This window comes from Klebsiella sp. AqSCr (assembly GCF_008452795.1).
GTDB lineage: Bacteria > Pseudomonadota > Gammaproteobacteria > Enterobacterales > Enterobacteriaceae > Klebsiella > Klebsiella pneumoniae.
Genome location: NZ_MJDM01000005.1, coordinates 3,058,217 through 3,073,088 on the forward strand (window position 1 = coordinate 3,058,217; position 14,872 = coordinate 3,073,088).

A 14,872-nucleotide genomic window follows, 5' to 3' on the forward strand; every position below is an offset into this window, starting at 1 on the left:
CGGCAGGCCGGTGCAAGCTCAGTAGGCCGGGCAAGCGCCGCGCCGCCCGGCAAGGTGTTCAGGCCGCGTTCCCGGCCTGATGCCCGGTGGCGGCTGCGCCTTACCGGGCCTACGGTCTGGACTGGGGGACGCTGGCATTGTAGGCCGGGCAAGCGCAGCGCCGCCCGGCAAGGTGTGCAGGCCGAGTGCCCGTCCTGATGGCGCAGCCCGCGTTATCCGAACAGGCTGGAGAGACGCTGGAGCACCAGCAGAGCGCTGTAGTAGTCAAGGCGGAAGGTCTCGGTGCCCAGCGGGTAGACGCGTTTGCCTGCGACCGCCGGGAGATGCGCCAGCAGCGGGTTAGCGTAGATGGCATCCGCATCTTTCTGGTCGCCAGCGAACAGGAACAGGCTCTGGCCGTTCAGACCGGCCGCGAGGTTCTCCCCGCCCAGCTGCACGATATCGTGGCGTTTACCCTGGCTATGGCTGGCGGGCAGGCCGCCCGGCAGCGTCGCCAGGCTAAAGCCCAGCTGTTCGAGCATCTGCCCCTGAGCCGATTCCGGCGTCCAGATATTGGCGCTGTGCGCGGCGGCGGTATAGACCAGGGCGGTCACCGGCTGCGGCGGCAGTTTCATTTTTTCTTTTAACGAAACGAGCTGTTTATTGAAGTCGGCAATGCGCGCGCTGGCCTGTTGTTCATGACCGGTGATCTGCCCCAGCTGGGTGAGCAGGGTTTGCCAGCTTTTATCGTCATAGTTGATGACCAGCGTCGGGGCGATGGTTTTAAGCTGATCGTACAGCGGCAGGGCGGAGTCGCCGCCGGTCGCGCTCACCAGGATCAGATCCGGCATCTGGGCGGCCACCGCTTCGGCGCTTGGTTCGCCGATGTACAGCCGCGCCAGCTTGCGGGCTTTGGCAACCTCGCTCCACTGGCGCAGAAAGCCCTGGCTATCGGCGACGCGGTTGTTCGGCGTGGTCGCGCCGCTGGCGACCACCGGAGCGTCAATCGCCAGCAGCGAACCGGTAAGCGTCACGCTGGTGGAGACAATGCGCAGCGGCTGACTCGGCAGGGTATGCGTCCCGTAGCTGTCGGTGACCTGGCGCGGCCAGTCCGCCGCCTGGGCTGAGGTAATTCCTAAAAGCAACAGCATGCCGGTCAGCGCACCGCGGCGGCAGAAAGAAAAGAAGTTCACGTCATCGCATCCTGATTTGAAAGGTGATAAATGCGTCTCATTTTCAACTTTGTGTCAGCAGGATGCAAGCCAAAGTGGCGGCGCCATGACGTAACGCGGTTGACATGGCGGGCAATACCTTTTAGGTTAGCCAACCAAAATATAAATGATAATTATTCTTAATATCTTTATCGTTTTTGGAGGATGATATGGAAACGTCACTGGCTGAGGATGTAAAGAAACCGACCCGGACCCTGTCGCCGGACAGCTTCTTCTTTATGTCGCCGTACCGCAGTTTTACCACTTCAGGCTGCTTCCGTCGCTTCTCACAGCCCGCCGTTGGCGGCGATGCGCTGAACGGCGAGTTCCAGCAGCAGATGGCGGCCGCCTTTGCCGAGGCCCGGGCGGCGGGGATCCGCAAGCCGGTGATGGTCGGGGCTATCCCGTTCGACACCTGTCAGCCTTCCGAGCTCTATATCCCCGAGCGCTGGGAAGCGTTCTCTCGCCCGGAAAAGCAGCGTTCCGCCCGCTATGCCGCGCCGCTGGAGGCGATGGAGGTGGTGGAGCGTCGGGAGATCCCGGAGCAGGACGCGTTTTTAGCCATGGTGGAACGCGCCGCCGCGCTGACCGCCACCCCGGAAGTCGACAAAGTGGTGCTATCAAGGCTTATCGATATTACCACCCGCGACCGCGTCGACAGCGGCGCGCTGATGGAGCGACTGATCGCCCAGAACCCCGCCAGCTTTAACTTCCACGTGCCGCTCTCCGACGGCGGCGTGCTGCTGGGCGCCAGCCCGGAGCTGCTGCTGCGTAAAGAAGGACAGCACTTCAGCTCTCTGCCGCTGGCCGGCTCCGCCCGTCGCCAGCCGGACGATGTGCTGGATCGGGAAGCAGGCAACAGGCTGTTGGCCTCCGGCAAAGATCGCCACGAGCACGAGCTGGTGACCCAGGCGATGAAGAGCGTGCTGGGCCCGCGCAGCAGTCAGCTGTCGCTACCGGAGTCGCCGCAGCTGATTACCACCCCGACGCTCTGGCATCTGGCGACGCCGATCGCAGGCACCGCGCTGGCGGAAGAAAACGCCATGTCGCTGGCCTGTCTGCTGCACCCGACGCCGGCGCTGAGCGGTTTCCCGCATCAGGCGGCGAAGCGCCTGATTGCTGAACTGGAACCCTTCGATCGCCAGCTGTTCGGCGGCATCGTCGGCTGGTGCGATGACGAAGGCAACGGCGAGTGGGTGGTGACTATCCGCTGCGCGCGTCTGCAGCAGCGTACGCTGCGCCTGTTTGCCGGCGCGGGTATCGTTCCGGCCTCCTCGCCGCTGGGCGAATGGCGCGAAACCGGCGTCAAACTGACCACCATGCTTAACGTATTTGGCTTGAACTAAGAGGCAAGGATGATTGCATTTACCCGTTGGCCGGAAGAGTTTGCGGCCCGCTATCGTCAAAAAGGCTACTGGCAGGATCTGCCGTTAACCAATCTGATCACCCGTCACGCGGACAATGACGCCGTGGCGATTATCGATGGCGAGCGGCAGATTAGCTACCGCCAGTTTAACCAGCTGGTGGACAACCTCGCCTGCTCGCTGCAGCGCCAGGGACTGAAGCGCGGGGAGACCGCGCTGGTGCAGTTGGGCAATGTCGCCGAGTTTTACATGACCTTCTTTGCGCTGCTGCGCATCGGCGTCGCGCCAGTGAACGCTTTGTTCAGCCACCAGCGCAGCGAACTTAACGCCTACGCTGCGCAGATTAAACCGGCGCTGCTGATTGCCGATCGCGAGCACGCGCTGTTTGCTGACGATAGCTTTCTCCACGCGTTTATCGCGGAACATCCTTCCCTGCGCGTCGCACTGTTGCGTAACGACGGCGGCGAGCGCGATCTGGCGACGGAGATTAACCGCCCGGCGGATAACTTTATCGCCAATCCAACCCCTGCCGACGAAGTGGCCTTTTTCCAGCTCTCCGGCGGCAGCACCGGGACGCCGAAGCTTATCCCACGCACCCATAACGATTACGACTACAGTATCCGCCGCAGCAACGAGATCTGCGGGATTAACGCTGAAACGCGCTACCTCAACGCGCTGCCGGCGGCGCATAACTATGCGATGAGTTCCCCGGGTTCGCTCGGCGTCTTCCTCGCCGGCGGGCGGGTGATCCTCGCCGCTGACCCGAGCGCCACGCTCTGTTTCCCGCTGATCGAAAAACATCAGATTAACGTCGCGTCGCTGGTGCCGCCGGCGGTCAGCCTGTGGCTGCAGGCGATTCACGAATGGGGCAGCAACGCCCAGCTGCAATCGCTGCAGCTGCTGCAGGTCGGCGGCGCGCGCCTGTCAGCGACCCTCGCCGCGCGCATTCCGGCGGAAATCGGCTGCCAGCTGCAGCAGGTGTTCGGCATGGCGGAGGGGCTGGTGAATTACACCCGCCTCAACGATAGCCCGGAGCGGATCATCAATACCCAGGGCTGTCCGATGTGCCCGGACGATGAAGTGTGGGTAGCGGATGCCGACGGCAACCCGCTGCCGCGCGGCGAAGTGGGCCGCCTGATGACCCGCGGGCCGTACACTTTCCGCGGCTACTACAACAGCCCGCAGCATAACGCGGAAGCCTTTGACGCCGAGGGGTTTTATTGCTCCGGCGATCTGATTTCGATCGACGAAGATGGGTATATCACCGTCCAGGGCCGGGAAAAAGATCAGATCAACCGCGGCGGCGAGAAGATCGCCGCTGAAGAGATCGAAAACCTGCTGCTGCGCCATGAGGCGGTGATCCACGCCGCGCTGGTCAGCATCGAAGACAATCTGCTGGGCGAGAAAAGCTGCGCTTATCTGGTGGTGACCTCGCCGCTGCGCGCCGTCGCCGTGCGCCGCTTCCTGCGCGAGCAGGGGGTGGCGGAATTTAAACTGCCGGACCGCGTGGAGTGCGTTGCCGCGCTGCCGCTGACGCCGGTGGGCAAAGTCGATAAAAAACAATTACGTCAGTGGCTGGCCGAAGGCAAGCTGGGCTGAAGGAGAACAGAGAATGGCAATCCCTAAATTACAGGCATATGCGCTGCCGGAAGCCAGCGATATCCCGGCGAACAAGGTCAACTGGGCCTTTGAGCCGTCGCGCGCCGCGCTGCTGATCCACGATATGCAGGAATATTTCCTCAACTTCTGGGGCGAAAACAGCGCGATGATGGAGAAAGTGGTGGCTAATATCGCCGCCCTGCGCGACTTCTGCAAACAGAACGGCATTCCGGTGTACTACACTGCCCAGCCGAAAGAGCAGAGCGATGAAGACCGCGCCCTGCTGAATGATATGTGGGGGCCGGGTCTGACCCGCTCGCCGGAGCAGCAGCAGGTGATTGCCGCGCTGGCGCCGGATGAAGACGATACCGTGCTGGTGAAATGGCGCTACAGCGCGTTTCATCGCTCGCCGCTGGAGGAGATGCTGAAAGAGACCGGCCGCGATCAGCTGATCATCACCGGCGTTTACGCCCATATCGGCTGCATGACCACCGCCACCGATGCTTTTATGCGCGATATCAAACCGTTCTTTGTCGCCGACGCGCTGGCAGATTTCAGCCGTGAAGAGCACCTGATGGCGCTGAAATATGTCGCCGGCCGCTCCGGACGGGTGGTGATGACCGAAGAGCTGCTGCCGCTCCCAGCCTCCAAAGCGGCGCTGCGCGCGCTGATCCTGCCGCTGCTCGACGAATCCGACGAACCGCTGGATGATGAAAACCTGATCGATTACGGTCTGGATTCGGTGCGGATGATGGCCCTGGCCGCCCGCTGGCGCAAAGTGCACGGTGATATCGACTTCGTGATGCTGGCGAAAAACCCGACCATCGACGCCTGGTGGGCGCTGCTCACCCGCGAGGTGCACTAATGGCGGCGCTGGATTTTCGCGGTCAGACCGTGTGGGTGACCGGCGCAGGTAAAGGGATTGGCTATGCCACCGCGCTGGCTTTCGTCGAGGCCGGGGCTAACGTCACCGGGTTCGACCTCGCCTTTGACGGCGAAAGCTACCCGTTTGCCACCGAAACGCTGGACGTCGCCGATGCCGACCAGGTACGCGAGGCATGCAGCCGGCTGTTGGCGAACACCGAGCGTTTAGATGTGCTGGTGAACGCCGCCGGGATCCTGCGTATGGGCGCTACCGACCAGCTGAGCGCGGAAGACTGGCAGCAGACCTTCGCGGTCAACGTCGGCGGGGCGTTCAACCTGTTTCAGCAGACGATGGCCCAGTTCCGTCGCCAGCGGGGCGGGGCGATCGTCACCGTCGCCTCCGATGCTGCGCACACGCCGCGCATCGGCATGAGCGCCTATGGCGCCTCGAAGGCGGCGCTGAAAAGCCTGGCGCTGACCGTAGGCCTTGAGCTGGCGGGCAGCGGGGTGCGCTGTAATCTGGTGTCGCCGGGCTCCACCGATACCGATATGCAGCGCACCCTGTGGGTCAGCGACGATGCAGAGCAGCAGCGGATCCGCGGCTTCGGCGAGCAGTTTAAGCTCGGCATCCCGCTGGGTAAAATCGCCCGCCCGCAGGAGATCGCCAATACCATTCTGTTCCTCGCCTCTTCTCACGCCAGCCATATCACCCTGCAGGATATCGTGGTTGATGGCGGCTCGACGCTGGGGGCGTAAATGGCCTGGAAGCGAGAGCTTACGCTGGCGGCGCTGAACGCCAGCAGCGAAAATACCATGGTGGCGCATCTTGGCATCATCTACACCCGACTGGAAGAGGGGCTGCTGGTGGCGGAGATGCCGGTGGATGCGCGCACCCATCAGCCGTTTGGCCTGCTGCACGGCGGCGCTTCCGCGGCGCTGGCGGAGACGCTGGGCTCGATGGCCGGTTGGCTGATGACCGAAGAAGGGCAGTGCGTCGTCGGGACTGAGCTTAACGCCAGCCATCACCGGGCCGTCTCCAGCGGGAAAGTGCGCGGCGAGTGCCGTCCGCTGCATCTTGGTCGCCAGAGCCAGAGCTGGGAGATTGTGGTGTATGACGAGAAGGGGCGGCGCTGTTGCACCTGTCGTCTGGGCACCGCGGTGCTGGGCTAAGAAGCCGCTGTTTCCCCGGCTTGCGCTACGCTTAGCAGGGCTACGTATCGGCGCAATGGGGTAGCCCGGATAAGGCGCAGCGCGCTGCCATCCGGGAGTTTCCCTGCTCGCATTGCGCTTAGCAGGACTACGGATCTGTAGGTCGGGTAAGGCGTTAGCCGCCACCCGACAAAAAAAACGGCACCGTTCACGGTAACCCTTTCATTCATTTTCCTGCCTTAAGTGATCTCGCTAGCAATGTGAGACAAATCTCTGTGGGTGTACGGCATCTGCGATGTTTCGGTGTTGTTAAATTCTGCGTTGTGATCTAGAAACAAAATGTAACATCCTGATTACCCTACCGGTGGACCACAACAATGAATAATTCAGGGAAATACCTTATCTGGGCGCTGCTCTCCGTCATCGGAGCCTTCGCCCTCGGCTATATCGCTTTAAACCGGGGTGAGCAGATAAACGCGCTGTGGATTGTCGTCGCCGCGGTCTGCGTTTATTTGATCGCGTATCGTTTCTACGGCCTGTATATCGCTAAAACCGTGCTCGGCGTTGACCCGACGCGGATGACGCCCGCGGTGCGGCATAACGATGGCCTCGACTACGTTCCAACCGACAAAAAAGTGCTGTTCGGTCACCATTTTGCCGCCATTGCCGGCGCGGGGCCGCTGGTGGGCCCGGTGCTCGCCGCGCAGATGGGCTACCTGCCGGGGATGATCTGGATCCTCGCCGGCGTGGTGCTGGCTGGGGCGGTACAGGACTTTATGGTGCTGTTTGTTTCGACCCGCCGCGATGGCCGTTCGCTTGGCGAACTGGTTAAAGAGGAGATGGGACCGACCGCTGGCGTCCTGGCGCTGGTGGCCTGCTTTATGATCATGGTGATCATCCTCGCGGTCCTGGCGATGATTGTGGTGAAAGCGCTGACCCACAGTCCGTGGGGGACATATACCGTCGCCTTTACCATTCCGCTGGCGATCTTTATGGGCATCTACATCCGCTATCTGCGTCCGGGACGCATCGGCGAGGTGTCGGTGATAGGCCTGGTTATGCTGGTGTTCGCCATCATCTCCGGCGGCTGGGTGGCTGAAAGCCCGACCTGGGCGCCGTGGTTTGATTACACCGGCGTACAGCTGACCTGGATCCTGGTGGGCTACGGATTTGTGGCTGCGGTACTGCCGGTCTGGCTGCTGCTGGCTCCGCGCGATTATCTCTCCACCTTCCTGAAAATCGGCACCATCGTGGGGCTGGCGATTGGCATCCTGATTATGCGCCCGACCCTGACGATGCCGGCGCTGACCAAGTTCGTCGATGGTACCGGCCCGGTATGGACCGGCAACCTGTTCCCGTTCCTGTTTATCACCATCGCCTGCGGCGCGGTCTCCGGCTTCCATGCGCTGATCTCCTCCGGCACCACGCCGAAAATGTTGGCCAACGAAAGCCAGGCCTGCTTTATCGGCTACGGCGGCATGTTGATGGAATCCTTCGTCGCTATTATGGCGCTGGTGGCGGCCTGTATTATCGATCCGGGCGTCTACTTCGCGATGAACAGCCCGATGGCGGTGCTGGCGCCGGCGGGTACCACCGATGTGGTCGCCTCGGCAGCGCAGGTGGTGAGCGGCTGGGGCTTTAGCATTACGCCTGATACGCTGCATCAAATCGCCAGCGAGGTCGGCGAACAGTCGATTATCTCCCGCGCCGGCGGCGCGCCAACGCTGGCGGTGGGGATGGCCTACATCCTGCACGGCTCGCTGGGCGGACTGATGGATGTCTCGTTCTGGTACCACTTCGCCATTCTGTTTGAGGCGCTGTTTATCCTGACGGCGGTTGACGCCGGCACCCGCGCGGCGCGCTTTATGCTGCAGGATCTGCTGGGCGTGATTAGCCCGGGGCTGAAAAAAACCAGCTCGCTACCGGCCAACCTGCTGGCGACCGCGCTGTGCGTCCTGGCTTGGGGCTACTTCCTGCATCAGGGGGTGGTCGATCCGCTGGGCGGGATTAACACCCTATGGCCGCTGTTCGGTATTGCCAACCAGATGCTGGCGGGGATGGCGCTGATGCTCTGCGCGGTGGTCCTGTTCAAGATGAAACGCCAGCGCTACGCGTGGGTGGCGCTGCTGCCGACCAGCTGGCTGCTGATCTGTACGTTGACCGCCGGCTGGCAGAAGTCGTTTAGCCCGGACACCAAAGTTGGTTTCCTGGCGATCGCTAATAAATTCCAGGCGATGATCGACAGCGGCAACATTCCGCCGCAATATACCGAATCACAGCTGGCGCAGCTGGTGTTTAATAACCGTCTCGATGCCGGACTGACCATCTTCTTTATGATCGTGGTGGTGGTGCTGGCGCTGTTCTCGATTAAAACCGCGCTGGCGGCGCTGAAAGAGGATAAACCGACGGCGAAAGAGACGCCGTATGAGCCAATGCCTGAAAACCTGGACGCGATTGAGACCCAGGCGAAAGGGGCGCATTAACCGGTGTGCCGGGTGGCGGCTTCGCCTTACCCGGCCTACATTTCCGATCCTCCCTCTCCCTTTGGGAGAGGCTCGGGGTGAGGGATACAAAAGAGAAATGACTTATGTTTGACACCCTCTCCAAAGCAGGAAAATATTTAGGCCAGGCCGCCAAAATGATGATCGGCGTGCCGGATTACGATAACTACGTCGAGCACATGCGAATAACCCACCCGGATCAGACGCCGATGACTTATGAAGAGTTCTTTCGCGAACGCCAGGACGCGCGCTACGGCGGCAAGGGCGGGGCGAAGTGCTGCTAGCAAAAAGCTTTTTTACGCCGTTTCACCCTGCGCCAGCTGCTGTTTGATGCCTTCGTAGTACTTATCGTTGATCACGTATTTTTTCATAAACAGGCCGACTATCAGGTTAAATACGGAAGGGATAAGCGTCATCATCAACGTAATGCCCAGCAGCGATGACGGCGACTGCTTGACGTCCGCCTGGTAGCCGAAGAAGCTCAGCGAAAAGCCCATAAAGCCACCTGCCAGCCCCATCCCTAGCTTCTGGAAGAAGAGGATCCCACCAAACGCTAGCCCGGAAACGCGGGTACCGGTTTTCACCTCACCATAGTCCACTGCTTCCGCAATTGATGCCCAGTACACCGGAAGCTGCATGTCGCCCAATAGCGTAATGATGAAAAAGAAAACAAATGCCAGATAAATGTTCTGCTCGCCAACGACGAAGTACATGGCAACTCCTGCGACGAAGGTCAGCAGCTGGGTGTAACGGAACATTTTGATTTTGTCGTAGTAGCGGGTAATGGTCCCGGCCAGCAGCATCGCCATAACGGACGCCACGACGCCGGTGGTCAGGAATGGCGAAATCAGCTCGTTGCCGCCGTGCAGATAGTACTTGGCGTAATAAGCCGCAACCGAGTTACGTACGATGCCGCCAAACATGATTAACGCTATCGATACGCCGAGGATCAACCACTGGTCATTCTTCATCAGATTCTTGAACTGAGTTGGAAAGTGGATGTGCTCGGTTTTATGCGTAATGCGCTCTTTTACGCTGAAGAAACAGCAAATACACAACAGCGTCGACACAATCCCCATGGAGCCCATCGCCAGCTGGTAGCCGCTGGCCAAGTTTTTTTTGCCAAAGTACAGCGCCGCCATCGGTACGATGATGGTGACTAAAAACATGGCGATTTTGGTCATCACAAAGCGATAGCTGTTGGCACTCAGACGTTCTTTAGGATCGTTGGTGATGACGCCGATGAGTGAAACGTAAGGGATTGAGATAAACGTATAGGTTAGCGTCAGCGCGATGTAGGAGCCCCAGGCCCAGATTAGCTTGCCGGTGTAGTCAAAGTTTGGCGTGGTGAACATCATCCAGATGGTTATTCCGAAGGGGATAGAGAAAAAAAGCAGATACGGACGGTATCTTCCCCAGCGACTCTCTGTTTTGTCGGTCATCATGCCAATCAACGGGTCGATCACCGCATCGATAAAGCGTACGCCAATCAGCAGAATCCCCAAATCGCCAGGAGTCAGGCCGTAAACGTCCGTATAGAAATAGGTAATAATCATCGCCATCGACATCATGACGATAGCGATAGCCATATCGCCAGCACCAAAGCCGATCTTTTCCCCGATTGATAGTTTCATAGTCTCACATGTCCTGATACGAGAGTGTTTGAGGCGTCGCCGCAGTTCATTAAAAGTAATATCACTAAATTGGTATCTACCACAATGAAAATAAGCGTCTTTTGAGGTGTCGATTGGATATTTTGTAATGCATTGATATTTATTATTTTATTTAATTTTATTTTGATGCCAATCACAAAATTGTGCGCTTTTAATTCTTGTTGTTTCCGAATGGTGGTTTTATTGGTATCTACCAATTTTGATTTTCAGTGTGATATTAATGATATGAGAGTCTGATTCTGCTAGCGCAAAATCAGTAGCCGGTCAGTTAGCCGGATCGGGCTCTTAACTATATGACTATTAAGGGAATTTATATGGCTTCAGTTGGATGTGATTCGGTGGTTTATAACAAAATTCTGGGAGCGCTGGCGTGTGCCGGTATGGGAGATGCGCTTGGGGCATCAACGGAGCTGTACAGTATCGATGAGATTAAGCAGAAATGGGGCGGTTGGTTAGACAAGTTTGTAGAACCGCCGGAAGACACCTTTGCTGGCTCATTAAAAGGCGTTGCTGGTTTAATCACCGATGATTCAAGCCAGATGTATGTTTTTGCGGAAGCCCTGATTACTGCGGGGTACGGGCAATTTACCAACGAAAACTGGAAAACAGCTTTGCTGCGCTGGGCAGATATGATGCCTTACGCCATGTACAAAGGACCGACGACGGAACAGGTCGTTAAAGCGCTGCGCGAGGGTTACCCGACCAACACCATCGGTCGCATTGGCACCTCCACCCGTCAGGCGCCGAACGTGGGGACCACTAACGGCGCGGGAATGCGCGTGGCTCCCGCTGGATTGATCTATCCGGGTCAGCTCACTAAAGCCTGTGAGCTGGCGCTGCTGACCTGCTTACCCTCCCATGATACGAATATCGCTATTGCCAGCGCCTGTGCGATTGCCGGAGCGACATCCCAGGCCATGGTGGTTGATACCACGCTGGATGAAATTATCGCCGCCAGTCTTGAAGGCGCTCGCTACGGAGAATCATTAGCGAAAAAACATGCACGTTGCGTTGCCGGGCCTTCAATTGAGATGCGTACCCGACTGGCGGTAAAAATCGCCCGTGAAGCGGACTCTCTGGAAAAATGTCTGTATGAAATCGAAGGCTATATCGGTAATTCCGTGGCAGCGCATGAATCTATCCCGGCAGCGATTGGACTGCTTGCCTTCTGTGAGGGGCGTCCGTGGGAGACCATCGTCGCCGCAAGCAATGTCGGTAACGACACCGACAGTATTGCGACGATGGCCGGAGCGATTGCGGGGGCCTGGAAGGGATTCGACGCATTGCCAAAAGAGCAGTATGCGTTTTTTAACTCCGTTAATAGCCATGACTTTAATTTACCAGAGATGGCGACTGGCCTGACAAAGCTGGCCATGGAATCGCTGAAAGGTTAACGGCTAATGAGAGCGGATAGGGAAGAGAAGGTCATCATGCCATTGTTCCACACCCGGCAAGAAATTGCCGGGATCTCCGGTCTGCTTTCCGCCATGCAGCTTCTGCCTGATAGCCTGGCGGCGCTGGCGGATATTGATTTTGCTTCGCTGGAACGGCTGTACCTGGTGGGCTCCGGTGATTCGTACGCCATTGCGCTGATGGTTGAGGAGTATCTGAATCGTTGCGGGACGATTCAGTGCCGCGCGGTACAGTCATTGGCGTTTCTGGGCATACCCGTGGAGCGCTTTAGCGCCACTTCTCTGGTAGTTGTCATCAGCGCCAGCGGCAGACCTTCTCCGGTTCTTGATGCGCTTGCCCATGCGCTCACGACGAAAGCCAGCGTAGTAGGGATGACCAATTCGCCGGGCAGCCCGTTTGCTAACCTATCGTCGCGCATGCTGTTTACCCTGGCATCTAAAAAGGGCATGCCGACCCAAAGTAGCTCAGCAACGCTGTTTTTATTAATGCGTCTGGTAGAACGGATTCTTCAGGCGAAAACGGCCGTACCAGAGATGAAGGGGGTGGATATCCCTTGTTTGTCTCAGGATTGGGAGAACGCGCAATGGCAGGCGTGGCTGGCGGAATACGCTGAGGCATTTTCCTCCCGGCGGGTGGTTTTTCTGGGCAACGGGATAACCTGGGGAATGGCGTATCTGGCGTCGAACCTGATGGCCTGCGGGCCGCAAATCGAGGCCAGTTTTTTCCCTATTGAAGAGTATTGCCACGCGTTAAGGCTCAATCAGGCTAATCAACGACACCTCGTATTGATGTTTCCTGAAAAAAATGAAGACCAGATATTGTGCGCATCTATTCAGCGCCGTTTAACCCGCCAGGGGGCATTGTCATATTGTTTTGCGCCTCCTGAGAATTTTAGAGTACACGATTATTTACAGCGAAATATGCTGCTGCTTTTCCAACTCTCTTTGAAACTGGCGGAGCGTTACGTCGCTATGGGTGGTGAACGCGTAACATTCGAGGATGTAAAATGATTAAAAAATATGATGTCGTTGCGGTCGGAAGTGGCAACATTGATCTGGTCTTTCGGGTGCCCAGATTGCCTGGTAATGATGATAAAGTCGTTGGCAAAAAAATATCCGAAAATGTGGGCGGTACCGTAGCGAATAGCGCCTGTATGATGTCAACGCTGGGCTTGAAGGTTGTCTCGTTATCCAGTGCGGGCGACGATCGTTATGGTCAACTGATTGTTGATGATTTCAATCGTCACGGTGTTGATACCCGCTATATCAAGATCAATCCCGGCCAGGATCCTAATATGGCGATTATTATTCTCGATGAGAGTGGGGAAAAATCGTTAATTTATGCGCCGGGAGATAATTGTGAGTGGGATCAGCAGACGGCTTTTACCGCGATTGCTGAAAGTAAAATTATGTACACCATGCCTGGCGACCTTGAAAAGTATACGGTTCAGGCGCAGTACGCACGTTCGCAGAATACCCTGGTCGCCGTCGACATTGAGCCGCATATTGCCAGTGATAAAGAACAGCTGGCAAAAATACTAAACCTTGCCGATATTGCTATTTTTAATCAGGACGGTTTCACCGCCAGTAGTCATTGCGATCCTGAATTTCCGGTACTGCATGCGTTGCGTCGGAAATATTCGTTATCTGCTTTGGTGGTGACCTGCGGCGCCGATGGCGTTATCGCGGTCAGCGCGCAGGAAGAGGCGCGCCATTCTGGCTTTAAGATCCCGGTTATTGATACCACCGGCGCTGGCGACACCTTTAACGCATCCTTTATTTATACTTACGCTAATCATTATAGCCTCGCTCCGGCGATTGAGTTCGCCAGCGCCGCGGCTGCACTAAATATTATGCAAATTGGCGCCAGGGGGCATTTAGCCAGCATTGAAGAAATCACCCATTTTATTTCATCCGCAAAGGGAAGGGAGTAGATTGTGAATATTAAAAGTATTTTATTATCCGGTACTGCACTTTCAATCGTATTGGGCTTTTCAACAAACGTCGTTGCCAGTGAATCAGGGCTTAAATATATTGGCGAATATACAATACCCACCTCATTTGCCTGGAAGAATGTGCCTTTTGGCGGACTGTCAGCTATTCGCTGGCATGAAGGCGAGCAGCGCTTTTACGCTATTTCTGACAGCAGGAATACTCCGGCGGAAGGTAAGCCACGTTTCTATAAATTGAAAATAGATCTCTCTTCTTCTGGCATTAAAGATGTCATCGTTGAACAGCAGTACGATCTGCTGGATGCCGATGGCGAAGCGTTTAAAAAGGGATTTGTTGACGCTGAAGGGCTGGTCATTACGCCGGAAAATCAGCTGCTTTGGTCATCTGAGGCCGGAAGTCCGTTACGAAAAAGTACGCTAACCGGCAAGTTCGTTGAAGATCTGAGCGCCATTTTCCCCGAGGGCTATTCGGTTGATAGTAAAAAAGAGGATCCCGAAGGGTTTCGCAGCGGCATTTCCTGGGAAGGACTTTCGTTTACGCCGGATAACCACTATTTGTATGTAGCCGCTGAAGGGGCATTAAAACAAGATGGGCCGCTGGCTTCGCCGGTGAACTCTAGTCCAGCGCGGATCCTGAAGTTCCGCTATAACGGCGGTGATAAGAAACCCCAGCTGGAAAAATCTTTCCTCTACAACGTTGACCCTGTTTCACATATTTCAAAGTTTGCTATCAACGATAACGGCGTGTCGGAAGTGTTAGCGCTTAATGAAAATAAACTGCTGGTGGTTGAGCGTTCCGGGCGCAATGCCTCGGAAGGGTTTAACGATTGGGATTTCACCGTCAAGGTGTGGCTGGCTGACACTGCGGCAAGCACGAATATCAAAGAAATTAAATCGCTGGCGCAGGTTGAGAAGCGGAGCATCATTCAACCCGTGGTAAAGAAGTTGCTCATTGATTTTTCTGATGTGACGAATGCACCGGACTGTATCGAAGGCGTCACCTTCGGTCCGATGATTGATGGTAAAAAAACGTTAATATTTGTCTCGGATAATAATTTTCAGCCGTATCAAAATACGAAATTCTATCTATTCCAGGATGTGAATGATGTACTGAAGTAGCCGAACCATTTCCCCCCGAGCGGAGAATGCCATGCTCAGGGGATAAAGG

13 protein-coding genes are annotated in these 14,872 nt (G+C 56.9%); 11 read left to right on the top strand and 2 right to left on the bottom strand.

Going from position 1 to position 14,872, the window contains the following annotated elements:
- Positions 1 to 212: 212 nt before the first annotated feature.
- Complete coding sequence (gene fepB / locus BHE81_RS18985) at positions 213 to 1,172, bottom strand: Fe2+-enterobactin ABC transporter substrate-binding protein (RefSeq protein ID WP_004147526.1); 960 nt, start codon at positions 1,170 to 1,172, stop codon at positions 213 to 215.
- 188 nt (positions 1,173 to 1,360) lie between these two features.
- On the opposite strand from fepB, the gene entC reads away from it, so the two are divergent.
- The 7 genes from entC to BHE81_RS19020 all read left to right on the top strand — a co-directional run bounded on the left by entC (position 1,361) and on the right by BHE81_RS19020 (position 8,951).
- A complete protein-coding gene (entC, locus tag BHE81_RS18990; protein WP_004176916.1) occupies positions 1,361 to 2,536 on the top strand; it encodes an isochorismate synthase EntC in 1,176 nt (391 codons plus the stop codon).
- A 9-nt stretch (positions 2,537 to 2,545) separates the two neighbouring features.
- On the top strand, positions 2,546 to 4,153 hold the full coding sequence (gene entE, locus BHE81_RS18995) for a (2,3-dihydroxybenzoyl)adenylate synthase EntE (RefSeq protein ID WP_020324573.1): 1,608 nt from the start codon (positions 2,546 to 2,548) through the stop codon (positions 4,151 to 4,153).
- Between the two features lie 13 nt (positions 4,154 to 4,166).
- Positions 4,167 to 5,018 carry an enterobactin biosynthesis bifunctional isochorismatase/aryl carrier protein EntB gene (gene entB, locus BHE81_RS19000; protein ID WP_004183356.1) on the top strand — a complete coding sequence of 284 codons (852 nt, stop codon included), beginning with the start codon at positions 4,167 to 4,169 and terminating at the stop codon, positions 5,016 to 5,018.
- 8 nt (positions 5,019 to 5,026) lie between these two features.
- Positions 5,027 to 5,773: a 2,3-dihydro-2,3-dihydroxybenzoate dehydrogenase EntA gene (gene entA, locus BHE81_RS19005; protein ID WP_024622880.1), complete on the top strand. Its 747-nt coding sequence runs from the start codon at positions 5,027 to 5,029 to the stop codon at positions 5,771 to 5,773.
- Positions 5,774 to 6,187, top strand: coding sequence for a proofreading thioesterase EntH (gene entH / locus BHE81_RS19010; RefSeq protein ID WP_023302190.1), 414 nt, complete (start codon positions 5,774 to 5,776; stop codon positions 6,185 to 6,187). It abuts the gene before it with no gap.
- Between the two features lie 356 nt (positions 6,188 to 6,543).
- Positions 6,544 to 8,649, top strand: a complete 2,106-nt coding sequence (gene cstA, locus BHE81_RS19015) for a pyruvate/proton symporter CstA (protein ID WP_002893896.1) — start codon at positions 6,544 to 6,546, stop codon at positions 8,647 to 8,649.
- Positions 8,650 to 8,753: 104 nt separating this feature from the next.
- Positions 8,754 to 8,951 (top strand): YbdD/YjiX family protein, encoded by a 198-nt coding sequence (locus BHE81_RS19020; RefSeq protein ID WP_002893903.1) that lies wholly within the window; start codon positions 8,754 to 8,756, stop codon positions 8,949 to 8,951.
- A gap of 12 nt (positions 8,952 to 8,963) precedes the next feature.
- Here BHE81_RS19020 and BHE81_RS19025 read toward each other — a convergent pair whose 3' ends face one another.
- The gene (locus tag BHE81_RS19025) at positions 8,964 to 10,301 is read right to left on the bottom strand and encodes an MFS transporter (RefSeq protein ID WP_023302189.1); all 1,338 of its coding nucleotides are present in this window, start codon (positions 10,299 to 10,301) and stop codon (positions 8,964 to 8,966) included.
- Between the two features lie 353 nt (positions 10,302 to 10,654).
- Here BHE81_RS19025 and BHE81_RS19030 point away from each other — a divergent pair, with 353 nt between their 5' ends.
- Genes BHE81_RS19030 through BHE81_RS19045 form a run of 4 tightly spaced genes read left to right on the top strand, consistent with a single transcriptional unit; the run spans position 10,655 to position 14,823 of the window.
- On the top strand, positions 10,655 to 11,734 hold the full coding sequence (locus BHE81_RS19030; protein ID WP_023328713.1) for an ADP-ribosylglycohydrolase family protein: 1,080 nt from the start codon (positions 10,655 to 10,657) through the stop codon (positions 11,732 to 11,734).
- A 36-nt stretch (positions 11,735 to 11,770) separates the two neighbouring features.
- Complete coding sequence (locus BHE81_RS19035; protein WP_157665543.1) at positions 11,771 to 12,763, top strand: SIS domain-containing protein; 993 nt, start codon at positions 11,771 to 11,773, stop codon at positions 12,761 to 12,763.
- The gene (locus BHE81_RS19040; protein ID WP_023302186.1) at positions 12,760 to 13,686 is read left to right on the top strand and encodes a carbohydrate kinase family protein; all 927 of its coding nucleotides are present in this window, start codon (positions 12,760 to 12,762) and stop codon (positions 13,684 to 13,686) included. The genes BHE81_RS19035 and BHE81_RS19040 overlap by 4 nt, the downstream gene beginning before the upstream one ends.
- Positions 13,687 to 13,689: 3 nt before the next feature.
- Positions 13,690 to 14,823, top strand: coding sequence for an esterase-like activity of phytase family protein (locus tag BHE81_RS19045; protein ID WP_023302185.1), 1,134 nt, complete (start codon positions 13,690 to 13,692; stop codon positions 14,821 to 14,823).
- Positions 14,824 to 14,872 lie beyond the last annotated feature (49 nt).